The sequence below is a fragment of the Streptomyces gossypii genome (assembly GCF_025165795.1).
GTDB lineage: Bacteria > Actinomycetota > Actinomycetes > Streptomycetales > Streptomycetaceae > Streptomyces > Streptomyces gossypii.
In genome coordinates this window covers 266,480-291,188 of record NZ_JAJAGO010000002.1, presented here as the reverse complement: position 1 = coordinate 291,188, position 24,709 = coordinate 266,480, and the positions used below count along the sequence as shown (strand labels likewise).

Genomic DNA, 24,709 nt, shown 5'->3' with positions numbered 1-24,709 from the left:
GCGGACCTCCAAGTGCGTCATCATCCGCTGGTCACCAGGCCCGGCGGGCCACCGCGGGCCGGACGTAGTCGTCCTTGCGCTGGACCGCGAGCCCCACCCCGCCGTCGGCCGCCTTCAGCAGGACCCAGTCCGGCTCCTCGGCCGCGATCTCCCAGTCGAGCAGCTGCCGGTAGAAGCGCGCGAGGACACCAGGGTCGGGCGCGCTGATACTGGCGGTCGTCAGCGTCAGTCCGTGACTGCCTGCCATGCCGGTTCTCTCCTTCGGGTGTCGAGCCGCCTCCTGCGCCCCAGACCCCGCGGATCCCTACCCCAGCGGGGTGAGGCACGAATCGCCGCCCGAACGCATACTCGGCTGCATGGACAAGCAGGGGCAGCTCGCCGACTTTCTCCAGGCACGCCGGGGCCAGTTGCGGCCCGAGGACCTCGGGCTGCGGACTTACGGCGAGCGGCGCCGGGTGCCGGGTCTGCGGCGGGAGGAGGTGGCGATGCTCGCGGGCATCAGCGCGCCGTACTACGCCCGTCTGGAGCAGGGCCAGTCACGCAACGCCTCGCGCGAGGTGCTCGACGCCATAGCGGGCGCCCTGCGGCTGGACGCATCAGAGCGTGCCCATCTGCACGCCCTGGCCCGGGTGCCGAGGCGGGGAAGGCCCGCGGAGCGGCCGCGTACCGAACGCGTCACCGCGGCTACCAGGGCTCTGCTGGCAGCAGTCGAGGGCACGCCTGCCCTGGTCATGGGCCGCCGCAGCGACGTACTCGCCTGGAACCGCCAGGGTCACGCGCTGTTCGCCGGCCATCTCGACTTCGGCAGCCCCGACGACCCCGGCCTGCGGCCGAACATGGCCAGGCTGGTCTTCCTCGACGCACACGTCCGCGACCTCTACACCGACTGGCCCGCGAAGGCACGGGCCGTGGTGGGCAACCTGCGCCTGACCGCCGGGCGATACCCGAACGATCCGCTGCTGCCCGTACTCATCGGCGAGCTGACGATGCGCAGCCCGGAGTTCGCCACGATGTGGGCGGATCACCGGATCATTGCCTGTGATGTCGCCGACTACGAGATGCGGCACCCGCTGGTCGGGACGCTGACGGCCACTCAGCAGACCGTGCAGAGTCCCCAGGGGGACGGCCCCGCCCTGGTGGTGGCCACGGCCGAGCCCGGCTCCCCCTCCGCGACGGCCCTCGCCCTGCTCGCCCACTCCACCGCACCGCAGCAGGCGCCCCGGCCGCTGCCCGGCGCCCCCACCGACACCGCCGCCCCCACCGGAACCGGAACCCGCACCTCCTGAACCCGGCTCCCCTCGTCGGCGGAGCCCACTCGACCACAGTGCCGCACCGCGGCCCCCGTATGCCCGAAACCAGTGAAGGAACCATGTCCAAGCGCAGCGTCAAGATCACCCTGTCCGCCGTACTGGTGGCCGCGGCCGCCCTCACGGCGGCGCCCGCCAACGCGACACCCTCCAAAGGGCCGCTGAAAGAGGTACGCGTCTCCCACCACTTCGACCTGTCCGCAGGCCAGATGCCGGAGAACCTCACCCTGCTTCCCGATGGCACGGCAGCCGTCACCTTCGCCCGCAGCCGCCAGGTCGCCCAGCTCAGCCGCGGCGGCGCCACACGCATCCTGGCGACGCTGCCCGCACCCGCCGACGGCGGAGTGAACACACCGGCCCTCGGCTTCCCGCTGGCCACCGGCATCGTCCACACCTCGGACGGCACCGTGTACGTGCTGTACGCGACCGGCACCGCCGAGCTGACGGGGCTGTGGCGGCTGCGCCCCGGCCAGGAACCGCAGCGCATCGCCGCACTGCCCGCAGACGGCCTGCCCAACGGACTGGCGCTGGACAAGCGCCGCGGACAGCTCTACATCACCGACTCCGTGCTCGGCACCGTGTGGACCGTCCCCACCAGCGGCGGAACACCCACCGCATGGTCCACCGCGCCCGAACTCGCCTCGACCGGCTTCCTCGGGGCCAACGGCGCGAAAGTACGCAACGGCGCCCTGTGGGTGACCAACCTCGACAAGGGGACCCTCCTGCGCATCCCGATCCGCCACGGAAACCGTGCCGGAGCACCACGGGTCAAGGCCTCAGGCATCGTCGGCATCGACGACTTCGCCTTCACCGGCCGCGGCGGCGACGTCCTCGCCGCGGTCAACGGCCCCAACACGGTCGTACGCATCCGGCCCGACGGCACCAGCACCACCGTCCTGGACGGCGCCGACGGACTCCAGAACCCCACCTCCGTCGCACTGCGCGGCAACGACGTCTACGTGCTCAGCGCCGCCTACACCACGGCCACCGACCCCAACCTGCTGCGCGCCCGCCTGCACGGCCCCTGGGGCTGGCACTCAGCCGTGCGATGAAACGTCAGTTCGGCGCACGTTCGTCGAGTGCATTCCAAGGAAGGAAGCTCTTGTCCACCAAGACACTGCAGATCCCCACCGCGGACGGCCAGGCCGACGCCTTCGCCGCCTACCCCGACCGCGGCGGACAGCACCCGGGGGTGCTGCTGTACACGGACGTCTTCGGCGTGCGGCCCGAGTTGGAGGAGAAGGCCCGCGAACTGGCCGAGCACGGGTACTACGTGCTCGTCCCCAACCTCTACTACCGGCACGGCACGGCACCGGTGGTCGAACTTCCCGAGCACATCGGAGAAGAGATCCGGCACGCGGTCATCAGCCAGCTGATGCCCTGGGTCGAGACACACACCACCGAACGGATCCTGCGCGACGCCGACGCCTACCTCAGGTTCCTCACTGCCCAGCCCGAGGTCAGCACCGGACCGGTCGGCGTGATCGGCTACTGCATGGGCGCCGCGTTGGCGATGCGCACCGCAACGGCCCACCCCGGCCAAGTCGCCGCCGTCGCCGGATTCCACCCCGGCTTCCTGCTCACCGACGCGCCCGACAGCCCGCACCGCCTCATCCCCGAGCTCACCGCCCAAGTCCACCTCGGCCTCTCCGAGAACGACATGCCGCCCGAGGCCATCACCGAACTCAACCAGGCCCTGGACGCCGCAGGTGTCGGCTACACCACCGAGATCTACCCCGGCACCGTCCACGGCTTCACCATGTCCGACACCGACGCCTTCAACGCCTCCGCACTACAGCGCCACTGGGACCGCCTGATCCCCCTCCTCGACCGCACCCTGACCGGCAGCTGAGACAGCTCTGCCAGGGCCGCTCGCAAGATGGTTGGGCACTCCGCCGGGCAGGGCAGGGACGGCTTTCAGGTGCGGTTCTCGCTTCGGCTGCGGATCACCGACATCAGCAGCCCGTGGGTTTCCGCGTCGGCGGCCACGACAAGTCCGCGGCCCTTCTGCCCGACCGGGGCGCCGTCCACACCGGTGACCACGCAACCGGCGGCTCGGCACAGAGCGATGCCCGCGGCGAAGTGCACGCTCCCGGACAGGTCGCCGCCATCAGTGACGTAGGCGGCGCGCCTGCCCGCGGCGACCCAGGCCAACGCCAGCGTCGTGGACACGACGCGCGGCCGGTAATGCTCCATGAACCAGGGGTGGGCCAGCAGTTCCACTGCCTGGAATCCGGGCGCGCTCGGGAACGGCGGGTCCAGGTTGACGTCCACGAGCTGGGTGGCGGACGTGGGCGCCAGCCGCGCGTCCGCCCCCTCGTGCCGCACCCAGGCGGTCTCACCGTCGGTGCAGAAGACTTCGCCGCTGAACGGGTCCGCCACGGCTGCCGCTCCGTCGCGCAGCGCCACGTTGACGGCCACCAGCATGTTCCCGACGGCATAGTTCAGCGTGCCGCACAGGGGATCCACCAGCCACTGACGCACAGCCCCGGCGGCACCCTGATGCCCGCTCTCCTCACCGAGCACCGCATCATCGGGTCGAGCGGCACGGAGGATGCCGAGGATCGCCTTCTCGGCCTCGATGTCGGCGTCGGTGGCGAAGTCCCCGGCGACCTTGTCGATGCGGGTGAGCCGCTGGCCGTACATCTCGTGTACGAGCTCCGCGCCCGCACGTGCCGCAGCTGTCGCAACCGCGGCGTCGTCAAGGCCCGCATATGAGTTGATCACCCGTGCACGGTATCGGCAGCCACGTTCGAAAGTGGACCGCGGGGGCCAGCGCGGCCACCGCAGAAGGGTGTCGCTTCTCAGCGCCCGTGAGGAACAGTTCCTCACGCAGGTCCAGAAGGGCCGGTGACCTCCCAGGCCGCCTCGATCATCCGGAAGATCTCGTCCAGCGCGGCATCCGGGTCGGCCGCCTCGCGTGCCAGCGAATGGGCGTCGATCACGAACCTCGCGATCGTCCGGCTCGCCGTTGTGGTCGGTGACAGGCCGGGATCTGCGGCGATGGCCGTTGCCAGCGACTCAGCGTGGCGCAGCCTCATCGACTCCTCGTACTTCCGCAGGGCGGGTGATTCGTCGATCATGCGCCAGATCGGGGCGGCGCTGTCCGCCGTGCAGTGTCGCACCAGGCTTCGGATCTCGCGGCGCAGCGCGGGGATGAGCGGCTCGTGCGGCGCCCGGCCGGTGACCGCCTGTGTGAGGCGTTGCTCGAAGTCTTCGTCCCGCTCGAACACCAGCGCCTCCTTCGAGGCGAAGTGGGAGAAGAGCGTGGTGACGGCCACGTCGGCCTCGGCGGCCACGTCACGGATGCCCACCGTGTCGTATCCGCGTTCCAGGAAGAGCCGCAGAGCGGTGTCGGAGATCTTCTGGCGGGTCGCGGCCTTCTTACGCTCACGGCGTCCGGACGGCACGGTCATACACTGACACTATCAGATACAAATCTGAACCTGTTTCAAAAAGCTAACCGTTAGTGCTACGGTCCCTCGTATGAAGAAAGTGAGCTTCGCCGAGTTCGGCGGTCCGGACGTTCTGCAACTCATAGACGCCGAGGAGCCCCACGCGGGCAGCGGCCAGGTGCGCATCGCCGTGCGGGCGGCGGGGGTGAACCCCGTCGACTGGAGGGTCCGTGAAGGCCAGTTCCTGGCGGCACATCCGATCGAGCTGCCCACCGGAGTGGGGCTGGACGCCTCCGGGGTGGTCGACGAGGTCGGCGAGGGCGTGGAAGGGATCGAGGCCGGCGAGCACGTGTTCGGCGAAGGATCGAGCACGTATGCCGAGTTCGCCGTGCTGTCGGCCTGGGGCCGTATGCCCGAGGGCCTGACGTTCGAAGAGGCCGCCGGATACCCCTCCGTGGTGGAGACGGCGCTGCGCGTCATCCGCGAGGTCGGTGTGCAGCCCGGGCAGACGCTGCTGGCCAGCGGCGCGTCCGGGGGAGTCGGATCGGCGGTGCTGCAGATCGCCCGCGACCGCGGCATCACGGTGATCGGCACGGCCGGGTCCGCGAACCAGGACTACCTGCGCAGCCTGGGAGCCCTCGCCACGACGTACGGCGAGGGCTGGGTCGAGCGGGTGCGCCGGCTCGGCCAGGTCGACGCGGCCCTCGATCTGGCAGGCTCCGGCGTGATCCGCGAGCTTGTCGAGCTGACCGGGGACCCGCAGAAGGTGGTCTCCATCGCCGATCTCGACGCGCCGAAGCTCGGTGTCCGGTTCTCCGGCGTCGCCGGGAGCGTGCCGGACGCGCTCGCCGAGGCCGCCGGCCTCATCGCGCGGGGAAAGCTCCACATCCCGGTCGAGAAGTCGTACACGCTCGCCGAGGCCGCGGCGGCGCACATCGACAGCCAGGCCGGTCACACCCGCGGGCGCCGGGTCATGGTCGTCTGAGCCGTTGTAGGCGGTCGGTGCAGTTGAGCGGTTTTCGTCGTTCTTCGCGGGTTGTTGAGCAGCCTCGTCGGACGCTGGACCACCGTAGTCGAGCAGTTTCACAGCAGTGTGGACGACTATCGAGGTACTACTGCTCGCTGCGCCGACGCGCGAGATGGACGGTGACATCGGCGGCGATCTCGACCGTCTCAGTGCAGTGGCCCCTGCCCTGAACTCGTTGTCCGCACCGCTCGCGTCGACGGCGCCGTGGTTGCCATGAGTGGCAGTCCGACAACTCCCGGCGTCCGGCACGCACATCTGCTGCGTTGGCCGAATTCGCCGATGGAAAGCCACTATCGGCGAACCCGACCAGCCTTGCATCTGCACATGCCGAGCGGGCTGTACAGCACCACGTTCTCGGCGAGCAAACGGGTAACTCCTCGTTGTGCGTGAGACTTGGCCGGTGCGCCTGAGGGCTGTCAGCTGGCGGAGAAGTAATGGCCGTTGTCCAAATCGGCGAGCACGCTGGGCTGAGCGGGTTCCCAGCCGAGGGTCCGGCGGGTGATGAGGTTGGACGCCGGGAGGTCCAGCGTGACCAGATTCGCGAGGAACCCAAAGTATCCCGGCAGCATCAGCACGTCCGCGGGAATGCTCACGGCGGGCAGGCCCAGACGGCTGCCAATGGCCTCGGCGAGCTCGCGGAACGGGATGCCGCCCCCGTCCTCAATCGCGTGCCAATAGCTGCCAGCCGGACCCTTCTCCAGTGCCAGGCGGAACAGGGAGGCGACATCGCGGATGTGCACGGCCTGCCACAGGTTCGCGCCGTCTCCGGGGTAGCCGACGACACCCTTCTCCTTCGCGAGCGCGATCAGCAGGGGGAGGAATCCGGCACTGTCGGTCGTGCTGTGCGCGATGGGGGGAATCCGCACGATCGAAGACCGTACTCCCCGCTCGGCGAGGCCGATTACGGTGGTTTCCACGACGTTACGAACCCGCAAAGTACCCTTGTACTCATCGCCGCCCGGAAGGGCCGGGTCCTCCTCGGTGGCTGGCCGGCCCAGGTTTTCCCACCCGGGCGAGCCTATACTCCCCGCCGCGACCAGCGGCTTTTCGGTTCCCGCGAGTGCCTCGCCGAACGCAAGCACGGCCGAGAGCTCCGCGGCGGTCACGGCGTTGATCCCGCCGGACGGAATCAGCTCACGCCTCCACGCGACGTGGATGACGCCGTCGGAGTCCGCGGCTGCCTCCTTGAGCCCGTCGAGGTCCTCGAGGTCACCTCGACGCACCTTCGCGCCGAGCGCGGACAGCGCCGCCGCGGCCGTGTCCGACCGGGCCAGGCTGGTGACCTCGTGCCCGGCAGCGACGAGCTCGGGGATGATGTACGAACCGGAATGGCCAGTCCCGCCAGTGACGAAAACGCGCATGATGCTGGTCCTTGTGATTGATGTGGCGCGAGAAGTGGTGGTGCGGGCGCGCTCATGCAGAAGTGTTGATGCCGAGGGTGAAGTTGAAGCTCCCCGCGCCATAGCGGCCCAGGCCGATCATCACCAGGCCCGTTCCCTCCAGCCAGCGCGCCATTCCCAGGGGGCCGGTGTCCATCGGCCGCAGCCCGAGGCTTTCGATGAATGCCGACACAGTCGCCTTGGCCTCGGCGTCGTCGCCGGCGATGAGCACGTCCAGCGGGTTGCCCTGCGCCAGCATGTGACCGAAGACGGTGTTGAACGCCTTCACGACGTGCGCGCCGGCGGGGGCGACCTTGGCGATCTCCTGCGCGCCGGAACTGCCGTCGGGGGTGACAAGGCCCTGGGAATCAGGGGAGACGGGGTTGGTGATGTCGATGATGACCTTGCCGTGCAGTGCCCTCCCGTACTCGCTCACCACCGCCGCCGCGCTGGCGTACGGCACGGCGAGGATAACGATGTCCCCGGCCGGGGCGGTGCCGACCGTACCGACAGTGGCGCCGCCGAGCGCGGCGGCCAATTCCTTGGCCTTGGCCTGGTCGCGGCCGATGATCTCGACGGCGTTGCCGCCGGCGAGCGCCCGGCCGGCCAGGGCGCTCGCCATGTTCCCCAAGCCGATAATGCTGATGCTGCTCATTGGTGTGCCTTCTTTCTGGAGCTGAATAGGACACCATGCCCACGCCGTCGTTGTTAACGGTTATGTCGTCGATGCCGTCGAATGACGCGATGGGCCTGACTCAATTCATGCTGTGCTCATTCTGGTTCTGGGCCCTGCTATCAAGTCCCGATGGCGAACTCTTATGCCGAATTCGCTCCGGCCTCATCGGACACCTTTTAAGGTGCCATTGTTCTGAGCGGGTGTCCAAGACTTCTTTCAGGCGTTGCGATACCCTGGAGGCATCGCCGGACCGGGAGGCTCCATGGATCTGGACCTGCGCAAGCTGCGCTACTTCGTCGCCGTCGCCGACAAGCTGCACTTCGGCCGCGCCGCCGATGAGCTGCACATCGCGCAACCGGTGCTCAGCCGGCAGATCCGCGCGCTGGAGAGGGATCTCGGCACCCCGCTGCTGACAAGGGACAGCCACGGCGTGGCGCTGACCGACGCCGGCGGGCAGCTGCTGACCGACGCCGGCCCGCTGCTGGCCTCCGCGCACGCGGCCCGCCGCCGGGTGACCGTGGCCGCGCGGGGCAGCCGGCGGCTCATGGTCGGCTTCCGGGCGGGCATCGCGATCGCCCCGGCGGTACAGCTCTTCGCCGCCCAGCACCCGGACGTTCTGGTGGACGTGCAGCGGATCGAATGGGACGACCAGGCCACGATGCTGCTCGACGGCCGCATCGACGTCGGCTATGTGCGGCTGCCCATCGACGAGGCCGGCCTGCGCGTCACCCCGCTGTACACCGAGCCGCGGGTGGCGGTGCTGCCCGTCGGCCACAGATTGGCCGGCCGGGAGCAGATCACCGAGGCCGACCTGGCCGGCGAGCCGCTGGTCTGGCATGCCGACACGAGCACGCAGCCCACCAGGCGGCCGCACCCTAACGCCGGGTACCTGGTGCGCGGGGTGGACGAGACGCTCGAGCATGTCGCGGCCGGCCGGGGCATCTCGTTCCTGGCCCGTTCGGCGACCGTGTTCTACTCACATCCGAACATCAGCTACGTGCCCGTCCCGGATCTGGCGTCCGACCAGGTGTGCCTCGCGGTGGCGGCATCGCGCACCTCGCCGGTGGTCGACGACTTCTTCACCGCGGCTCAGGCGACGGCCGAGATCACGGCAGAATGTGGGAACTATGAAATGTGGCAGCTTGGAAGCGGTGCCGTTTCAAAGCACGGTTGAGCAGTTCGACTGACTAGTACCGCCATCGGATCCCCCGCGACCTGGGCACCGTCCATCAGCAATCGCGGGAGATTGCGCGTCTGCCCCTGCCACGTCACCCGGAACGGCTGCGAGGACAACCCCACCACCCGCGGGCATGGTCGAGCAGCATCGCCCGGTCCCGCTCCAGCCAAGACTCGAACCCCACCAACGATTCCGTCGTCGCCGCCCGGTACCGCCCCGTGAAGTGCCGCTGCCCGCGGTACGAGGCGGAGCGCCGCACCGGTAGTGCGGCCTCGAACCAGACCCGAGACACCGCTTCCAGTACGGACTTCCTCAGCCCGCCGCCCTCGGTGTCAGCCCACTCGATATCGACCAGCCCCAGGTCCATCGCCACCCCCGGCTCGCTGTACGTACCGAAAGCGACCATGACAGGTACAGCGAGAACCGGACCAGAGAAGTGAGATCAAACCCCACGAACGAGGCAACGCCGCCGCTCAGCACGCGACGCCGCGAGAAGCCGACACGAATTTTGAGAACCTACAACAGGCGCGCTCAGCCGTTCGCCATGTCGACGAAGCGGGAGTAGTGGCCCTGGAAGGCGACCGTGATGGTGGCTGTCGGGCCGTTGCGGTGCTTCGCCACGATCAGGTCCGCCTCGCCCGCGCGCGGGGACTCCTTCTCGTACGCGTCCTCCCGGTGCAGCAGGATGACCATGTCCGCGTCCTGCTCGATGCTGTTGTGAATGGCGATTCCGTCGGCGACGAAGTTGTGTGTCCCAAGAACCGTGGCGTCGTAGACCTCTTGCTCACCCAGCCTCTCGACGGCGGCGATCTCATCCCAGAACACATCGCCGGTCGCCAGGAGTTCCAGGTCCTCCCTCTCCAGGACCGCCGCGATCTGGGCCAGCCGCCCCCGGCCGGGCGAGGGTGCCGCCTCCCAGACCTCTCGCGGCACGGTGTCCAGGCCGGTGTCCGCCCGTGCCTCACGCAGTCGCTCGGATGCCTCGGTCACCTGCCGTGAACAGGCTCCGTGCATCCCGATCCGCTCCAGGAACAGCCGCTGGTCGTCCACCCCCGACACCTCCACCGTCCAGCCCGGAGACCCCGTGGTGCCTCCGCCTGCGGAAGCGCCCAGTCCGGCGCGGATGCCGGCCCGCAGCAGCAGCAGCTGGAGATCCCGCGCGAGCCGCTCACTCGGCGTGCCGTAGTGCACCCGCACCGCACCGGATCCGGCGACGGTCACCGACCCGTTGGTCGACCACAGGTGTCGCAGGAAGAGCCGCACCTGTACGTCGGGCAGCGCGAAGACCTCGGGCGGCAGGAACTTCTGATCGACGGGCTGCCCGGGCGCCGCGCAGCCGCCGCCCAGCACGCGCGCCAGCCTCACGACCTCGGCCTCCGGCCACGCCCGCGTCCGCTCCGGCGCACCCAGCCGCCGCGGCACCGCCACGGGTGCGCCGGGGGCCAGCTCGCCGAGCGGTGTCCACCCGCTGTGCGTGAGGAACGGGTGGTTGGCGGTGGCCTCGATCTTCCTGCCCGAAGCGAGCGTGAGACGGAAGACCTCCTTCACCCCGCTGGGAAAGACGTGCGTCATGCTCCTGGACACGAGCCGCAACTGCTCGTCGAGGGACCACACCGGGATGTCCCGCTCGCCGCTCTCCAGCAGCTCGCCCATGGTGACCTCGGCGCCGGTGTCCGCGCGCAGCACCCGCGTGCCGGCGGTCACGCAACCGGACTCACGCAGGTCGGACACCATCGGCTTCTTGTCCGTACGCTGCTCCGGGCCACGGTTCAGCTGGGAGAGGGCGACGACCGGGACCTCCAGCTCCTTGGCCAGCAGCTTGAGGTTCCGGGACATCTCCGAGACCTCCTGCTGGCGGCTCTCGGGGCGCCGCGAGCCGCCCGACTGCATCAGCTGAAGGTAGTCGATGACGACGAGCTGCAGGTCGTTGCGCTGCTTGAGGCGGCGGCACTTGGCGCGGATCTCCATCATCGAGAGGTTCGGCGAGTCGTCGATGTAGAGCGGGGCGTCCGTGACCGCGGGCATCTGGCGGGCCAGCCGCGTCCAGTCCTCGTCCGTCATGCTTCCCGAACGCATGTGGTGCAGTGCCACCCGCGCCTCTGCGGAGAGCAGCCGCATCGCGATCTCGTTACGCCCCATCTCCAGCGAGAAGATCACGCTCGGCTGGTTGTTCCTGATGGAGCAGGCCCGTGCGAAGTCCAGCGCCAGCGTGGAGTTGTGGGTCGGGATCATCGAACGGGTCGCCAGGTAGAGGTGGTCCGGGCCGGCCACCTGGACGCAGCGCACCGGCACGCTCTCCACGGGCCGCACCTCCGCGATGAAGCGGGCGCCCGCATCCGGGGTGACGCTGCGGGAGTGCTCCTTGTGGGCGAGGTGCTTCCGCTCCAGGCGGAACACCGCGTCCGCGGTGGTGAACGTGAGCCCGTACGCCCCGTGCTCCTCGCCGCCGCGGAGGCGGGGGGCCGGCCCTTGGCAGGGGTATCCGAGGCTGAGGAGGAGTTCGCGGCAGTCTTCGGCCAGCCGTGGTCCGGCGACGGCGAAGTGGACGGAACCCGCCTCGTCCACCCGCCCGCCGGTGTCCAGCAGCCCGGCCAGCAGCGCGCGGCGCTGTGCCTCGGAGCCCCGCAGGTACTCCTGGGGGATGTGCTTGTCCCCGAGCACGCCCAAGGCGCGCAGCGGGCCGTCCCCGGAACCGCTGTCGGCGGCCTCGATCGCCATGAGGAGCTCCGGATCGCCCGTGGTGATGCGCGCGCTGTCCTCGGGACCGCCGCCCAGCCACGCGCCGAGTACGTACGGCGGTACGGGAAGCGCGCGCTCCGGCAGGGCCAGCGGGGCGGCGGGGGAGACCGAGTGGTTCAGCGGGCGGTCGGCGGTGGCACCGCGCAGCGTCCCGGCGATCTCGCGGGTTGTGCGCACCTGCGCCGAGCGGCCGGGCGCCCGGGTCTCCGTCAGCCACTGGTGCTCGGCGTCGGCGATGACGGACGTGCCGTCGTCGAACACCACCTGGAAGCAGGGCCGCGCCCGCATCACGTCGGTAGCGGCCACCACCCTGGTCGGCCTGCCGGATGCGTCGAGCAGATACCCGCCTTCGCGCACCTCGCCCATCGTCGTCCAGCCGTCGGGCGTGGGCAGGGGGGTGTCCAGGGCCAGCGCCTTGCCCATCGCCGGCCGGGCCGCGACCACGACCATCTGGCCGGGATGGAGGCCGTTGGTCAGGGCGTCCAGATCCGTGAAGCCCGTGGGAACGCCCGTCATCTGGCCGCTGCGGGAGCCGATCGCCTCGATCTCGTCGAGCGCGCCCTCCATGATCTCGGCCAGCGGGAGGTAGTCCTCGCTGGTGCGCTCCTCGGTGACGGCGTAGATCTCCGCCTGGGCGGAGTTGACGATCTCGTCGACATCGCCATCCGCCGCATAACCCATCTGAGTGATGCGGGTACCGGCCTCGACAAGACGGCGCAGGACGGCGCGCTCGTGGACGATCTCCGCGTAGTACTCGGCGTTGGCCGCCGTCGGCACCGACTGGACCAGGGTGTGCAGATAGCCCGGACCCCCGACCCGGCTGATGTCGCCGCGCCGGGTGAGCTCTGCGGCGATGGTGATCGGGTCGGCGGGCTCGCCCTTCGCGTACAGGTCGAGGATCGCCTGGAAGACCGTCTCGTGGGCGGGGCGGTAGAAGTCGTGGCCCTTGAGGACCTCGATGACATCCGCGATGGCGTCCTTGGACAGCAGCATGCCGCCCAGCACGGACTGCTCGGCGTCCAGGTCCTGCGGCGGCACCCGCTCGAAGGGAGTACCGGACCAGGGGCCGCTCTCCCGGCCGCGCTCATGCTGCTCGCCACCGCCACCGCCACTGCCCCCGCCCGCGGAGCCGCCTCCGCCGCCGGAACCGCCCCCGGAGCCGTTGCGCCGCTGGGCGGACACGGTGACCCTGGTGCCCTGCGCCATGTCGACCGCCCAGGGGTCCTCGACCTGCTCGGGCTGTTGGGTCACCCGCCACCTCCTCCACCCGGTGATCGAGCCGGGACCGCACCGCCGCGGTGCCTCTTTCCTACGGCACTGCTCTGACAAATCGAGACGCCCGGCTCCGCTGACGGCGCGCCGAGACCGCGGTGAATACGGTGAAGACGGTGAGAACGACAAGCGGGCGCCGGACCACGGTAGGCGGCTGGGGTGCGCCCAGCCAATCGTGTTATCCACAGGGGGCTGTGGGCAGAGGGCGTGTTCCTGTGGAGAACTCGGTCCAAGCTGTGCACGACGCGGTGGACGGCCCTGTGGAGGAGTCGGCGAAACCTCGATCCCACCACCTTTGACCTGGCACAACACCGTCCACTGCCTGTGTGCGGAAAAAACTTCGCCAGTTGGCCCAAGGTCACGACAACCAGCGTTGAAGATCTCACTCCGTGCGACTATTTGTAATAGACACCCCACCCTTGCAGGCATTACCTGTGGATGCTTGAATCGAACTCGTGACCAGCACCCGCACGAGCACCCGGCGCCATGACCGGGAGATCCTCGCTCTCGCCCTCCCCGCCTTCGGCGCCCTCGTCGCGGAACCACTCTTCCTGATGGTGGACAGCGCGATCGTCGGCCACCTCGGCACGGCCCAACTCGCCGGGCTCGGCGTGGCCGCCGCGCTGCTGCAGACCGCCGTCCACGTCTTCGTCTTCCTCGCCTACGCCACCACCGCCGCCGTCTCCCGCCGCGTCGGCGCCGGTGATCTGCCCGCGGCGATCCGGCAGGGCATGGACGGCATCTGGCTGGCCCTGCTGCTCGGCGCCGTGGTCATCGCCGTGGTGCTCTCCGCCGCCCCCGCACTCGTCGACCTCTTCGGCGCCTCCGCCACCGCCTCCCCGCACGCCGTCACCTATCTGCGGATCAGCTCGCTCGGCATCCCCGCGATGCTCGTGGTGCTGGCGGCGACCGGCGTCCTCCGCGGTCTCCAGGACACCCGCACCCCCCTCTACGTCGCCATCGGCGGTTTCACCGCCAACGCGGTGCTCAACCTCCTCCTCGTCTACGGCCTCGGTTTCGGCGTCGCCGGATCGGCCTGGGGCACGGTGATCGCACAGTTCGCGATGGCCGCCGCCTATCTGGTCGTGGTGGTCAAGGGCGCGCGCAGGCACGGCGCCTCGCTGCGCCCCGACGCCGCCGGCATCCGTGCCTGCGCCCAGGCGGGGGTGCCGCTGCTGGTCCGTACACTCTCGCTGCGCGCCGTGCTGCTGATCGCCACGGCCATCGCCGCCCGGTTCGGCGACGCGGACATCGCGGCACACCAGATCACCCTCACCATCTGGTCCCTGCTCGCTTTCGCGCTGGACGCGATAGCCATCGCCGGTCAGGCGATCATCGGACGCTATCTCGGCGCCGGGGACGAGAAGGGGGCGCGGGCCGCCTGTCGGCGGATGGTGCAGTGGGGGGTGGTCTCCGGGGTGGTGCTGGGGGTGGCGGTCGCGGCGAGCCGGCCGCTGGTCATGCCGCTGTTCACCTCGGACGCCACGGTGCACGCGCAGCTTTCGACCGTGCTGCTGGTGGTGGCGGTCACCCAGCCGCTGGCGGGTGTGGTCTTCGTCCTGGACGGGGTGCTGATGGGCGCGGGCGACGGCCCCTATCTGGCCGGGGCGATGCTGGTCACGCTGGCCCTCTTCGCGCCGGCGGCGCTGCTGGTCCCGGCGTGGGGCGGCGGGCTCACCGCGCTGTGGTGGATGATCGCCGGGCTGATGATGACCGTCCGGCTGGTGACGCTGTGGCTGCGGGCACGGTCGGGCCGCTGGATCGTCACCGGCGCGGTACGGGCCTGAGCTCCGGGGCCCCGGGACCGCGGGCATCACCGCACCCCCGCGTGCCCGCACAGCGGAAAGGGCCGCACCCCGAGCGGGGTGCGGCCCTTTCCTGCGAGTGGCCGGCGGCCAGCGGCCACAGACCGAAGCGCAGCGGTTACGCCGCCTCGACCTCGACCTCGAAGGTCGCGACGACCTCGGGGTGCAGACGAGCCGAGACCCGGTGCGAGCCCAGGGTCTTGATCGGCGTGCCCAGCTCGACGCGCCGCTTGTCCAGGTCCGGGCCACCGGCGGTCTTGACCGCGGTGGTGATGTCCGCCGGGGTCACGGAGCCGAACAGTCGACCGCCCTCGCCGGCACGCACCTTCAGTGCGACCGGGAGGCCCTCGAGCTTGCCCTTGATCTCGTTGGCCTGCTCGATCGTGGCGATCTCGCGGATCTTGCGGCCGCGGCGGATCTGCGCCACGTCCTGCTCGCCGCCCTTGGTCCAGCGGATCGCGAAACCGCGCGGGACCAGGTAGTTGCGGGCGTATCCGTCACGTACCTCGACGACATCGCCCGCGGCACCGAGGCCGGAGACCTCGTTAGTAAGGATGATCTTCATTTCTCGGTCACCCTTCCCTTAGCGCGCAGTCGACGTGTAAGGCAGCAGTGCGACCTCACGGCTGTTCTTCACGGCCGTGGCGACGTCACGCTGGTGCTGGGTGCAGTTGCCGGTGACCCGGCGGGCACGGATCTTGCCGCGGTCGGAAATGAACTTCCGCAGCAGGTTCGTGTCCTTGTAGTCGACGTAGGTGATCTTGTCCTTGCAGAACACGCAAACCTTCTTCTTAGGCTTGCGGGGAGGCGGCTTCGCCATTGTCTTTCTCCAGTGAGTTCAAGAAGTTGAGCGGAGAGCCCTCAGAAGGGGGGCTCGTCCGAGTAGCCGCCGCCGGAGCCGCCGGCCGGGGGGTTGCCTCCCCAGCCGCCACCGCCGCCGCCACCCTGCTGGCCGCCACCGGCCGGAGCACTGGTGGCCCAGGGGTCGCCGGCCGGAGCACCGCCGCCCTGCTGGCCGCTGGGGCCGCCGCCCCAGCCGCCACCGCCACCACCCTGGCCACCGCGGCCGGTGGTCTTGGTGATCTTCGCGGTCGCGTTGCGCAGGCTGACGCCGACCTCGTCGGCATCCAGCTCGTAGACCGTGCGCTTGATGCCCTCGCGGTCTTCGTACGACCGCTGCTTCAGGCGGCCCTGTACGACGACACGCGTCCCCTTGGTGAGGGACTCGGCGACGTTCTCCGCCGCCTGCCGCCAGACCGAGCAGGTCAGGAACAGGCTCTCGCCGTCCTTCCACTCATTGGTCTGCCGGTCGAAGGTGCGGGGTGTGGACGCGACGCGGAACTTCGCGACCGCCGCACCCGAGGGGGTGAAGCGCAGCTCGGGGTCGTCGACGAGATTGCCGACGACCGTGATGACGGTCTCGCCTGCCATGGGTGAACCTCTCGGCGGGTGCTGCTGGCTGCTTGCTACTCGGATGTCCGGGCACTCAGATGTCCGAGTTCAGATGTCCGAGCACGGACGACTGACGAGCACGGATCCGTACGGAGCCGTACGGTCAGTGCATCTCGGGACGGAGGACCTTGGTCCGGAGAACCGACTCGTTCAGATTCATCTGACGGTCGAGCTCCTTGACGACAGCGGGCTCGGCCTGCAGGTCGATGACCGAGTAGATGCCCTCGGGCTTCTTGTTGATCTCGTAGGAGAGACGACGACGGCCCCAGGTGTCGACCTTCTCGACCTTGCCGTCGCCCTCACGGACGACAGAAAGGAAGGACTCGATCAGCGGGGCGACAGCGCGCTCCTCAAGATCGGGGTCGAGGATGACCATCACCTCGTAGTGACGCATGTGAAACCCACCTCCTCTGGACTCAGCGGCCACGGTCGATCCGTGGCAGGAGGGTCGTATGCGTAGTACCGCACCGGGTGGCCGACCCATGCTGGGCAGCTCCGGTGCAGACCGTTCAGGGTACCCGCTTCGTGCCTTCCGGTTGAAATCCGGGTGGATATGCCCGCAATCTGGAAGTGTCTCCCGCCGTGAGCGGGGGACCCTCGGTATGAGCGGCGCCACACCGGCGCCACCGGTCCGCGGTTACGGAGGTGCCCCATGGCACAAGCAGCTCGTTCTTCGCGCGGTTTCGCCTCCCGGCTCAACACGGACGGCAAGGCCCATCCGGTCCAGAACACCTTCGTCGCGGCGACGGTCCTGCTCGGGGCGGTCGCCTTCGTGACGGCCCTCATCACCGAGCGGGAGTGGGCGAACCTGCATCTGCTCGCCTCCTGGGCGGGGATGGCGGGCATCCTCACCGGCGGCTGGGGGCAGTTCATCTCGGCCACCACCGCCGAGCGCTTCCTGCTGGTGCTCGGGCTCGGCGCGGCGGCCGTCGGCCTCTTCCTCGGGATCGCTTACGGCGGGCCGTTCGGCGGACTGCTCGGCTGACACCCGCCCCCCTGTGTAGCTGCGCCTGAACGGGGCGTTCCGCAGCGCAGTAGGCTTCCCGGCGAGCCTCCCCCCAGAGCTGGGCCTGGGGGTACCCCCGTCGCCGGAGGAGCGTCCCGTATGAGCCTGACCCTGAGGACCATCAGTCGCGAGCAGCATCTGGCGTACATCCAGAGCCTGCAGTCGGCCAGCCACTGCCAGGTGCCGGCGTGGGCGGACGTCAAGAGCGAGTGGCGGTCGGAGAATCTGGGCTGGTTCGACCGGGAGGGGCGCCTCGTCGGCGCCGGGCTGGTGCTCTACCGCCAGTTGCCCAAGGTGAAGCGGTATCTGGCGTACCTCCCCGAGGGCCCGGTGATCAACTGGTATGCGCCGAACCTCGAGGAATGGCTCAAGCCGATGCTGGCGCACCTCAAGCAGCACGGCGCCTTCTCGGTGAAGATGGGCCCGCCCGTGGTGATCCGGCGCTGGGACGCGCCCGCGATCAAGCGGGGCATCCAGGACACGGACGTCATGCGGCTGCGCGAAGTGGAGGCGACCCACATCGAGCCCCGCGCGTTCGAGGTGGCGGACCGGCTGCGCAAGATGGGCTGGCAGCAGGGCGAGGACGCCGGCGCCGGGTTCGGCGACGTCCAGCCGCGCTACGTCTACCAGGTGCCGCTGGAGGGCCGCACGCTGGAGGAGGTCCACAAGGGCTTCAACCAGCTGTGGCGCCGCAACATCAAGAAGGCCGACAAGGCGGGTGTCGAGGTCGTCCAGGGTGGTTACGAACACCTGGCCGAGTGGCAGCGCCTGTACGAGATCACCGCGGAGCGGGACCACTTCCGCCCGCGTCCGCTGAGTTACTTCCAGCGCATGTGGCAGACGCTGAACGGCGAGGACCCGAACCGCATGCGGCTGTACTTCGCCATGCACGAGGGCGAGGCGGTCGCCGCGGCGACGATGCTGATCGTGGGCGGGCACGTCTGGTACTCCTACGGCGCCTCGGCGAACCACAAGCGCGAGGTGCGGCCGTCGAACGCGATGCAGTGGCGGATGCTGCAGGACGCGTACGCGCTCGGGGCCAGCGTGTACGACCTGCGGGGCATCAGCGACTCACTGGACGAGACCGACCATCTGTTCGGCCTGATCCAGTTCAAAGTGGGCACCGGCGGGCAGGCTGCGGAGTATCTCGGCGAGTGGGACTTCCCGCTCAACAAGCTGCTGCACAAGGCGCTGGACATGTACATGTCCCGGCGCTGACGGCCGCCCTGGCCTGCTCCGGTCCGCCCCGCCGGGGGCCGCCCCGCCCACCGCCGCACCTCATCCCATCGACCACCACACCGAAAGGCAACCGACCACCATGGCGCTCACCCTCTACGTCGACTCTGACCGCTGGCGGGCGCACCAGCAGTCGGTGATCAAGCAGTTCCCCGGCATCGTCCCCGTCTGCAAGGGCAACGGCTACGGCTTCGGCCACGAGCGGCTGGCCGAGGAGGTCACCCGCTTCGGCTCGGACGTGCTGGCCGTCGGCACCACCTATGAGGCGGCGCGCACCAAGGACTACTTCGGCGGCGACCTGCTCGTGCTCACCCCCTACCGGCGGGACGAGGAGCCGGTGCCGCTGCCGGACCGGGTGATCCGGTCGGTGTCCTCGGTGGAGGGCGTGGGCCTGATGCGCGGCGCGCGGGTGGTCGTCGAGGTGATGAGCAGCATGAAGCGGCACGGCGTCACCGAGGCGGACCTGGGCAGACTGCACGCCGCGATCGACGAGGTGCGCCTGGAGGGCTTCGCGATCCACCTGCCGCTGGACCGTACGGACGGCACGGACGCGGTGGACGAGGTGATCGGCTGGATGGACCGGCTGCGGGCCGCCCGGCTGCCGCTGGACACCATGTTCGTCAGCCATCTCAAGCCGGACGAGTTCGCGCGCCTCCAGCAGCAGTTCCCGCGGACGAACTTCCGGGCCCGGATCGGCACCAACCTGTGGCTCGGGGACCACCACGCGACCGAGTACCGGGGTTCCGTGCTGGACGTGTCGCGCGTGGCCAAGGGCGACCGCTTCGGCTACCGGCAGCAGAAGACAGCGGGCGACGGCTGGCTGGTCGTGGTGGCGGGCGGGACTTCGCACGGAGTGGGGCTGGAGGCGCCGAAGGCGCTGCACGGCATGTCCTCCCGTGCCAAGGGCGTCGCACGGGCCGGGCTGGCGACGGTGAACCGGAACCTCTCGCCGTTCGTGTGGGGCGGCAAGCAGCGCTGGTTCGCGGAGCCGCCGCACATGCAGGTGTCGATCCTGTTCGTGCCGGACGACGCGCCGGAGCCGAAGGTGGGCGAGGAACTGGTCGCGCATCTGCGGCACACCACGACGATGGTGGACCGCGCGGTCGACCGCTGAGACACGCGCGGCCAGAGCGTCGCGGACGCGGACGGCGCGCACACCACGCGGGAGGGCCCCGGACAGCGGATGTCCGGGGCCCTCCCGCGTCGCTCGGCCGTCACTGATCAGGCGGTTGCCGCCCGGCAGTCACCCGTCAGTCGACGTCCTTGCCCTCGATGAACAGCTCGACGTTGCGCCGGGCCTCGTCGTCGAAGTACTGCACCGGCGGCGACTTCATGAAGTACGAGGAGGCCGAGAGGATCGGGCCGCCGATCCCCCGGTCCTTGGCGATCTTCGCGGCACGCAGCGCGTCGATGATGACACCCGCCGAGTTCGGCGAGTCCCAGACCTCCAGCTTGTACTCGAGGTTGAGCGGCACGTCACCGAACGCACGGCCCTCGAGGCGCACGTACGCCCACTTGCGGTCGTCCAGCCAGGCGACGTAGTCGGACGGGCCGATGTGGACGTTGTCCGCGCCCAGGTCGCGGTCGGGGATCTGCGAGGTGACGGCCTGCGTCTTGGAGATCTTCTTGGACTCCAGACGCTCCCGCTCCAGCATGTTCTTGAAGTCCATGTTGCCGCCGACGTTCAGCTGCATCGTGCGGTCCAGGACGACGCCCCGGTCCTCGAACAGCTTGGCCATCACGCGGTGCGTGATGGTGGCGCCCACCTGCGACTTGATGTCGTCACCGACGATGGGCACGCCCGCCTCGGTGAACTTGTCGGCCCACTCCTTGGTGCCGGCGATGAAGACCGGCAGCGCGTTGACGAAGCCGACCTTGGCGTCGATAGCCACCTGGGCGTAGTACTCCACGGCGGTCTGCGAGCCGACCGGCAGGTAGCAGACGAGGACGTCGGCGCCGCTGTCCTTGAGCGCCTTGACCATGTCCACCGGCTCCTCGGTGGACTCCTCGATGGTCTCGCGGTAGTACTTGCCGAGGCCGTCGTTCGTGTGGCCGCGGCGGACCTGCACGCCCGTGCTGGGCACGTCACAGATCTTGATCGTGTTGTTCTCGCTGGCACCGATGGCGTCCGCGAGGTCGAGACCGACCTTCTTGGCGTCCACGTCGAAGGCGGCGACGAACTCGATGTCGCGCACGTGGTAGTCGCCGAACTGGACGTGCATCAGTCCCGGGACCTTGGCGGCCGGGTCGGCGTCCTTGTAGTACTCGACGCCCTGGACCAGTGAGGCGGCGCAGTTGCCTACGCCGACGATGGCTACGCGAACCGAACCCATTCCGGTTACTCCCTGTGTGCTAGTTGAGACCCGCGGGAAGCGGGACCTCATGTGGTGTCGTCGGACGGATCCGGCAGGGTCTCCCCCTGATGCCGGGGCAGGCCGCCCGTGTCTGGTGACCGGTGCTCCGACGGCGGTTCCTCGCCCGTCTCGCGCCGGTCGCGCCCCGCCCGCTCGCTCTCGATCAGCTCGTTGAGCCAGCGGACCTCGCGCTCCACGGACTCCATGCCGTGTCGCTGCAGTTCGAGGGTGTAGTCGTCCAGCCGCTCCCGGGTACGGGCGAGGGAGGCGCGCATCTTCGCGAGCCGCTCCTCGAGCCGGGTGCGACGGCCTTCCAGCACCCGCACCCGCACGTCCCGCGAGGTCTGACCGAAGAACGCGAAGCGGATTCCGAAGTGCTCGTCCTCCCACGCGTCCGGGCCGGTCTGGGCCAGAAGCTCCTCGAAGTGCTCCTTGCCCTCGGCGGTCAGCCGGTAGACGATCTTCCCCCGGCGGCCGGCGAGCGGCGCCGCGAGCGGGTCCTCCGGCGGATTTCCCGGTTCCTCGATCAACCAGCCCTGCTGGACCAGCGTCTTGAGGCACGGATAAAGGGAGCCATAACTGAACGCCCGGAAGACGCCCAGCGAGGTGTTGAGCCGCTTGCGCAGCTCGTATCCGTGCATGGGGGACTCGCGGAGCAGGCCGAGAACGGCGAATTCGAGAATGCCGGAACGCCTGCTCATGCTCGGCCGTCACCTCCCGTGTGTACCGCTTGAACCGTGTATGGACCGCTGTGTGGACCGCTGCAGCGAACCGCTGTGCCGGACCGCTTGCTGACTGCTGTATCGAGTCGATGTATCGGCGCGATACATCTCGACGATAGAACGCTTTGCTCACCAACGACAAGTGGGAGCCGGACGGGACGGGAGTGAGTGGACTCACATCCACGATTCCTCAGTGGTGTCTTGCGTCGGATGAGTTGAATGTTCACTAAGGGGCGTTTTGAAGCTGCGTAGTGTGTCCGTCGTGCAGACCACGCGACGGGACAGAATCGGGAACCGTAAGGCTCCCCCGTGCGTCCTCGTCCTGGGTGCAGTGCGGCTCGAAGCAGTTCTGCGGCGGGGCGTACTCGGGGGGACCAGAAGTCAACTGCCGCCTTCAGGCGCACGTGCCGCCTGCCCGAGGAGTAGCTGTTTCCAATGAGCGACCACCGTCGTAAGCAGCCGCAAGGCCGCGGCCGACGCGCTGCCCAGCAGCCGTCGTCCGGTCGCCGGGCCGCGCCGCCGCGTGACGCCACCACAAGCTCGCACGGGCAGGCGCCGCCATCGCCTCCCGGCCAGCCACCCGGTGGGCGTGCGGAATCACCCGGAGCGGCCTCGCCGCAGGGTTCCGGCCGCGGCCGTCGCGGGGTGGCGAGCACCTCGGAGTCAGCGGGCGCGGGCGGGCGTGCCGCGGGCCGCGGCCGTGGGCGGGTGCAGCCGCGCGCCAAGAAGCGGTTCATCGACTACCCCCGTTCGAACAAGGACGGGCTGCGGCGCTGGATGCCGTCCTGGAAACAGGTCCTGGGCACCTTCGTCGGCTTCGTCGGACTGCTGATGGGGCTGGTGGGGATCGCGTACGCGATGGTCGAGGTCCCCGACCCGAACAAGACGGCGACCTCGCAGAAGAACGTCTACTACTGGGCGAACGGCGACCGGATGGTGAGCGCCGGCGGCGGTGACCAGAACCGCCAGAACGTGAAGCTGCCGCAGATCGACAAGTCGATGCAGAACGCCGTGATCGCGGCCGAGAATGAGTCGTTCTACAAGGACGCGGGCGTGGACCCGATGGGCATCGCCCGCGCCGTGTTCAAGATGGCGACGGGCGGCGACACGCAGTCCGGCTCGACGATCACGCAGCAGTACGTCAAGAACAACTATCTGGACCAGAGCCAGACGGTGACGCGCAAGGCCAAGGAACTGCTGATCTCCATAAAGGTGGGTGCCCAGGAGGACAAGAAGGACATCCTCGCGGGATACCTGAACACCGCCTACTACGGGCGTGGCGCCTACGGCATCCAGGCGGCGTCGCAGGCGTACTTCGGCGAGGATGCCGCAGACCTCTCCACGAGCCAGAGCGCACTGCTCGCGGCCACGCTGAACGGCCCGAACCTCTACGACCCGCACGGCGGTGAGGGCGGCGGCTCGTTGCAGACGCAGGCGAAGAACCGAAAGCGGGCGGAGGCCCGTTGGGAGTGGATCCTGGACCGCGAGGTGGAGGTCGGCCTGCTGGACCAGGCCGACCGGGACAAGATCAAGAAGTTCCCGAAGGTGAAGCCGCCGGAGAAGGCGACCAACCTCAAGGGCCAGATCGGCTACCTGGTCAACCTCGCCAACAACGACATCACCAACAACCCGGATAGCAAGATCACCGACCAGGATCTCAAGCGCGGCGGCTATGAGATCCACACCACCTTCGACAAGAAGAAGACGCTGGCGATGGAAGACAGCGTCAAGAAGATCAAGAAGGAGAACTTCGACCCGGAGAAGCGGAAGGAGGACAAGCACGTCCAGTTCGGCGGCGCTTCGGTGAAACCAGGAGACGGTGCGATCGTCGCCATCTACGGCGGTGAGTCCGCCGTCACCCACTACGCGAACAACGCCGACTACACCGGTGCCGCGGTCGGCTCCACCTTCAAGCCCTTCGTGATGGCCGCCGCGATGCGGGACGGCGTACGCGACCCGGACGGGCCGGAGGAACAAGGCCCGGACAGCCGCACCCCCGTGTCTCCCCGCAGCGTCTACAACGGCGACAACAAGGTGAAACTCCTCGAGTACAACGGCGACACCTGGCTCAACGAGGACAACGAGGAGTGGCACCAGAAGAACGACGAGGGCACCAGCTACGGCGACATCGACCTCCGCGAGGCCATGCAGTGGTCGGCCAACACCCCGTTCATCCAACTGGGCATGGACGTCGGTCTCGGTAAGGTGAAGCAGGCCGCGCTGGACTCGGGCGTCAATGAGGAGAGCCTGCCCGACACCCTCACCCCCGCCTTCTCGCTGGGCATCTCGGCGCCGAGCGCGATCCGGATGGCGAACGGCTACGCCACCTTCGCGCAGAGCGGCGAGAAGGCCGAACCGTACTCGGTCACCGAGGTCAAAGACGGCGGTTCCCCGGTCTACACGCACGAGAAGAAGACCTCGCGGGCCTTCAACGCGAACATCGCCGACAACGTGACCAGCATGCTGGAGACGGTCGCCCAGAAGGGCACCGGCACCAAGACCAAGGCGCTGAACCGTCCGGTGGCGGCCAAGACCGGCACCACGGACGACAACAAGACCGCCTGGTTCACCGGCTACACCAAGCAGCTCTCCACCTCCATCGGCATGTGGCGGATGGACGACCAGGCGGAGAAGCCGGAGTTCCTGCCCATGTACGGCACCGCGGGCGAGGAGACGATCCACGGCGCCTCCTTCCCCTCGGACGTGTGGGTCGACTACATGCTCAAGGCGATGAAGGGCAAGAAGAAGCTGGACTTCCCCAAGCCCGGTCCGATCGGTAAGAAGGTCTGCAGCCACAGCACCTGCCCCGAGCCCAGCCCGACGCAGACCGAGAAGGCACCGGAGACCACCGAGCCGCCCGAGTCCTCCGATCCGCCGGAGCCCACCAAGCCGCCGGAGTCCTCCAAGCCGCCCGAGTCCTCCGATCCGCCCGAGAGCCCGGATCCGTCGGAGAGCTGCTACGACTGGGGCTGCGTGGACGAAGGCATGGACCAGGGCCAGAGCAACGGTGATCCTGGCGGCACTGACGAGGGCACGGACGAGGGCACCGATCAGGGCCAGAGCAACGGTGATCCTGGCGGCGGAAACGAAGACGACGGCGGCGTCCTCCCCGACCCGTCCGGAGAGCGCCGGGGCTGACCCGCCCGTCCGGAAGCCCCGCAC

At 69.2% G+C, this 24,709-nt stretch carries 23 protein-coding genes; 10 read left to right on the top strand and 13 right to left on the bottom strand.

Translation table 11 applies throughout. From position 1 onward, the window contains the following. Positions 1–31: 31 nt before the first annotated feature. Positions 32–247, bottom strand: a complete 216-nt coding sequence (locus tag LHJ74_RS04820) for a VOC family protein (RefSeq protein WP_260216241.1) — start codon at positions 245–247, stop codon at positions 32–34. Between the two features lie 109 nt (positions 248–356). Between LHJ74_RS04820 and LHJ74_RS04815 the strand changes: the two genes are divergently transcribed. From LHJ74_RS04815 to LHJ74_RS04805, 3 genes are all read left to right on the top strand, one after another. Beyond that, complete coding sequence (locus LHJ74_RS04815; protein WP_260216240.1) at positions 357–1,286, top strand: helix-turn-helix domain-containing protein; 930 nt, start codon at positions 357–359, stop codon at positions 1,284–1,286. A gap of 83 nt (positions 1,287–1,369) precedes the next feature. Further along, positions 1,370–2,359 carry a hypothetical protein gene (locus tag LHJ74_RS04810; RefSeq protein WP_260216239.1) on the top strand — a complete coding sequence of 330 codons (990 nt, stop codon included), beginning with the start codon at positions 1,370–1,372 and terminating at the stop codon, positions 2,357–2,359. A gap of 50 nt (positions 2,360–2,409) precedes the next feature. After that, entirely contained in the window at positions 2,410–3,159 is a 750-nt protein-coding gene (locus tag LHJ74_RS04805; RefSeq protein WP_260216238.1) for a dienelactone hydrolase family protein, read from the top strand. A 65-nt stretch (positions 3,160–3,224) separates the two neighbouring features. On the opposite strand, the gene LHJ74_RS04800 is transcribed toward LHJ74_RS04805, so the two are convergent. Both LHJ74_RS04800 and LHJ74_RS04795 read right to left on the bottom strand, forming a co-directional pair. Next, on the bottom strand, positions 3,225–4,034 hold the full coding sequence (locus LHJ74_RS04800) for an inositol monophosphatase family protein (protein ID WP_260216237.1): 810 nt from the start codon (positions 4,032–4,034) through the stop codon (positions 3,225–3,227). Between the two features lie 101 nt (positions 4,035–4,135). Further along, complete coding sequence (locus LHJ74_RS04795; protein WP_260216236.1) at positions 4,136–4,723, bottom strand: TetR/AcrR family transcriptional regulator; 588 nt, start codon at positions 4,721–4,723, stop codon at positions 4,136–4,138. 70 nt (positions 4,724–4,793) lie between these two features. On the opposite strand from LHJ74_RS04795, the gene LHJ74_RS04790 reads away from it, so the two are divergent. Next, the gene (locus LHJ74_RS04790; RefSeq protein WP_260216235.1) at positions 4,794–5,687 is read left to right on the top strand and encodes an NADP-dependent oxidoreductase; all 894 of its coding nucleotides are present in this window, start codon (positions 4,794–4,796) and stop codon (positions 5,685–5,687) included. Positions 5,688–6,145: 458 nt separating this feature from the next. On the opposite strand, the gene LHJ74_RS04785 is transcribed toward LHJ74_RS04790, so the two are convergent. After that, on the bottom strand, positions 6,146–7,090 hold the full coding sequence (locus LHJ74_RS04785; protein ID WP_260216234.1) for an SDR family oxidoreductase: 945 nt from the start codon (positions 7,088–7,090) through the stop codon (positions 6,146–6,148). A 52-nt stretch (positions 7,091–7,142) separates the two neighbouring features. Beyond that, complete coding sequence (locus LHJ74_RS04780; protein ID WP_260216233.1) at positions 7,143–7,763, bottom strand: NADPH-dependent F420 reductase; 621 nt, start codon at positions 7,761–7,763, stop codon at positions 7,143–7,145. A gap of 283 nt (positions 7,764–8,046) precedes the next feature. On the opposite strand from LHJ74_RS04780, the gene LHJ74_RS04775 reads away from it, so the two are divergent. Next, positions 8,047–8,958 (top strand): LysR family transcriptional regulator, encoded by a 912-nt coding sequence (locus LHJ74_RS04775; RefSeq protein ID WP_260216232.1) that lies wholly within the window; start codon positions 8,047–8,049, stop codon positions 8,956–8,958. A gap of 94 nt (positions 8,959–9,052) precedes the next feature. Here LHJ74_RS04775 and LHJ74_RS04770 read toward each other — a convergent pair whose 3' ends face one another. Together LHJ74_RS04770 and dnaB are read right to left on the bottom strand one after the other, a co-directional pair. Then, the gene (locus tag LHJ74_RS04770) at positions 9,053–9,367 is read right to left on the bottom strand and encodes a hypothetical protein (protein WP_260216231.1); all 315 of its coding nucleotides are present in this window, start codon (positions 9,365–9,367) and stop codon (positions 9,053–9,055) included. 125 nt (positions 9,368–9,492) lie between these two features. After that, positions 9,493–12,693, bottom strand: a complete 3,201-nt coding sequence (dnaB, locus tag LHJ74_RS04765; protein WP_375546673.1) for a replicative DNA helicase — start codon at positions 12,691–12,693, stop codon at positions 9,493–9,495. Between the two features lie 734 nt (positions 12,694–13,427). Here dnaB and LHJ74_RS04760 point away from each other — a divergent pair. Continuing rightward, a complete protein-coding gene (locus LHJ74_RS04760) occupies positions 13,428–14,759 on the top strand; it encodes an MATE family efflux transporter (RefSeq protein ID WP_375546659.1) in 1,332 nt (443 codons plus the stop codon). 136 nt (positions 14,760–14,895) lie between these two features. Here LHJ74_RS04760 and rplI read toward each other — a convergent pair whose 3' ends face one another. The 4 genes from rplI to rpsF all read right to left on the bottom strand — a co-directional run bounded on the left by rplI (position 14,896) and on the right by rpsF (position 16,623). Then, positions 14,896–15,342: a 50S ribosomal protein L9 gene (gene rplI, locus LHJ74_RS04755; RefSeq protein ID WP_260216230.1), complete on the bottom strand. Its 447-nt coding sequence runs from the start codon at positions 15,340–15,342 to the stop codon at positions 14,896–14,898. A gap of 18 nt (positions 15,343–15,360) precedes the next feature. Then, positions 15,361–15,597 carry a 30S ribosomal protein S18 gene (gene rpsR / locus LHJ74_RS04750; RefSeq protein WP_027749007.1) on the bottom strand — a complete coding sequence of 79 codons (237 nt, stop codon included), beginning with the start codon at positions 15,595–15,597 and terminating at the stop codon, positions 15,361–15,363. Positions 15,598–15,638: 41 nt separating this feature from the next. After that, the gene (locus LHJ74_RS04745) at positions 15,639–16,208 is read right to left on the bottom strand and encodes a single-stranded DNA-binding protein (protein WP_260216229.1); all 570 of its coding nucleotides are present in this window, start codon (positions 16,206–16,208) and stop codon (positions 15,639–15,641) included. Between the two features lie 124 nt (positions 16,209–16,332). Continuing rightward, the gene (gene rpsF / locus LHJ74_RS04740) at positions 16,333–16,623 is read right to left on the bottom strand and encodes a 30S ribosomal protein S6 (protein WP_260216228.1); all 291 of its coding nucleotides are present in this window, start codon (positions 16,621–16,623) and stop codon (positions 16,333–16,335) included. A 258-nt stretch (positions 16,624–16,881) separates the two neighbouring features. On the opposite strand from rpsF, the gene LHJ74_RS04735 reads away from it, so the two are divergent. The 3 genes from LHJ74_RS04735 to LHJ74_RS04725 all read left to right on the top strand — a co-directional run bounded on the left by LHJ74_RS04735 (position 16,882) and on the right by LHJ74_RS04725 (position 19,585). Beyond that, the gene (locus LHJ74_RS04735; protein WP_260216227.1) at positions 16,882–17,214 is read left to right on the top strand and encodes a hypothetical protein; all 333 of its coding nucleotides are present in this window, start codon (positions 16,882–16,884) and stop codon (positions 17,212–17,214) included. 120 nt (positions 17,215–17,334) lie between these two features. Then, positions 17,335–18,453 carry a lipid II:glycine glycyltransferase FemX gene (locus tag LHJ74_RS04730; RefSeq protein ID WP_260216226.1) on the top strand — a complete coding sequence of 373 codons (1,119 nt, stop codon included), beginning with the start codon at positions 17,335–17,337 and terminating at the stop codon, positions 18,451–18,453. A gap of 100 nt (positions 18,454–18,553) precedes the next feature. Then, complete coding sequence (locus LHJ74_RS04725) at positions 18,554–19,585, top strand: alanine racemase (RefSeq protein ID WP_260216225.1); 1,032 nt, start codon at positions 18,554–18,556, stop codon at positions 19,583–19,585. Between the two features lie 136 nt (positions 19,586–19,721). On the opposite strand, the gene LHJ74_RS04720 is transcribed toward LHJ74_RS04725, so the two are convergent. Continuing rightward, entirely contained in the window at positions 19,722–20,804 is a 1,083-nt protein-coding gene (locus LHJ74_RS04720) for an inositol-3-phosphate synthase (RefSeq protein ID WP_260216224.1), read from the bottom strand. Between the two features lie 47 nt (positions 20,805–20,851). Next, positions 20,852–21,526 (bottom strand): PadR family transcriptional regulator, encoded by a 675-nt coding sequence (locus tag LHJ74_RS04715; protein WP_260216223.1) that lies wholly within the window; start codon positions 21,524–21,526, stop codon positions 20,852–20,854. A 456-nt stretch (positions 21,527–21,982) separates the two neighbouring features. Between LHJ74_RS04715 and LHJ74_RS04710 the strand changes: the two genes are divergently transcribed. Further along, entirely contained in the window at positions 21,983–24,685 is a 2,703-nt protein-coding gene (locus tag LHJ74_RS04710) for a transglycosylase domain-containing protein (RefSeq protein ID WP_260216222.1), read from the top strand. Positions 24,686–24,709 lie beyond the last annotated feature (24 nt).

Coding starts and splice junctions, on each gene's coding strand:
- LHJ74_RS04770 (WP_260216231.1), bottom strand. CDS start 9,367: ATGGTCGCTTTCGGTACGTACAGCGAGCCGGGGGTGGCGATGGACCTG.
- LHJ74_RS04720 (WP_260216224.1), bottom strand. CDS start 20,804: ATGGGTTCGGTTCGCGTAGCCATCGTCGGCGTAGGCAACTGCGCCGCC.
- LHJ74_RS04710 (WP_260216222.1), top strand. CDS start 21,983: ATGAGCGACCACCGTCGTAAGCAGCCGCAAGGCCGCGGCCGACGCGCT.
- LHJ74_RS04715 (WP_260216223.1), bottom strand. CDS start 21,526: ATGAGCAGGCGTTCCGGCATTCTCGAATTCGCCGTTCTCGGCCTGCTC.
- dnaB (WP_375546673.1), bottom strand. CDS start 12,693: ATGCTGCTGTCCAAGGACGCCATCGCGGATGTCATCGAGGTCCTCAAG.
- LHJ74_RS04780 (WP_260216233.1), bottom strand. CDS start 7,763: ATGAGCAGCATCAGCATTATCGGCTTGGGGAACATGGCGAGCGCCCTG.
- LHJ74_RS04790 (WP_260216235.1), top strand. CDS start 4,794: ATGAAGAAAGTGAGCTTCGCCGAGTTCGGCGGTCCGGACGTTCTGCAA.
- LHJ74_RS04815 (WP_260216240.1), top strand. CDS start 357: ATGGACAAGCAGGGGCAGCTCGCCGACTTTCTCCAGGCACGCCGGGGC.
- LHJ74_RS04820 (WP_260216241.1), bottom strand. CDS start 247: ATGGCAGGCAGTCACGGACTGACGCTGACGACCGCCAGTATCAGCGCG.
- rplI (WP_260216230.1), bottom strand. CDS start 15,342: ATGAAGATCATCCTTACTAACGAGGTCTCCGGCCTCGGTGCCGCGGGC.
- LHJ74_RS04725 (WP_260216225.1), top strand. CDS start 18,554: ATGGCGCTCACCCTCTACGTCGACTCTGACCGCTGGCGGGCGCACCAG.
- LHJ74_RS04810 (WP_260216239.1), top strand. CDS start 1,370: ATGTCCAAGCGCAGCGTCAAGATCACCCTGTCCGCCGTACTGGTGGCC.
- LHJ74_RS04795 (WP_260216236.1), bottom strand. CDS start 4,723: ATGACCGTGCCGTCCGGACGCCGTGAGCGTAAGAAGGCCGCGACCCGC.
- rpsF (WP_260216228.1), bottom strand. CDS start 16,623: ATGCGTCACTACGAGGTGATGGTCATCCTCGACCCCGATCTTGAGGAG.
- LHJ74_RS04735 (WP_260216227.1), top strand. CDS start 16,882: ATGGCACAAGCAGCTCGTTCTTCGCGCGGTTTCGCCTCCCGGCTCAAC.
- LHJ74_RS04730 (WP_260216226.1), top strand. CDS start 17,335: ATGAGCCTGACCCTGAGGACCATCAGTCGCGAGCAGCATCTGGCGTAC.
- LHJ74_RS04785 (WP_260216234.1), bottom strand. CDS start 7,090: ATGCGCGTTTTCGTCACTGGCGGGACTGGCCATTCCGGTTCGTACATC.
- LHJ74_RS04745 (WP_260216229.1), bottom strand. CDS start 16,208: ATGGCAGGCGAGACCGTCATCACGGTCGTCGGCAATCTCGTCGACGAC.
- LHJ74_RS04775 (WP_260216232.1), top strand. CDS start 8,047: ATGGATCTGGACCTGCGCAAGCTGCGCTACTTCGTCGCCGTCGCCGAC.
- rpsR (WP_027749007.1), bottom strand. CDS start 15,597: ATGGCGAAGCCGCCTCCCCGCAAGCCTAAGAAGAAGGTTTGCGTGTTC.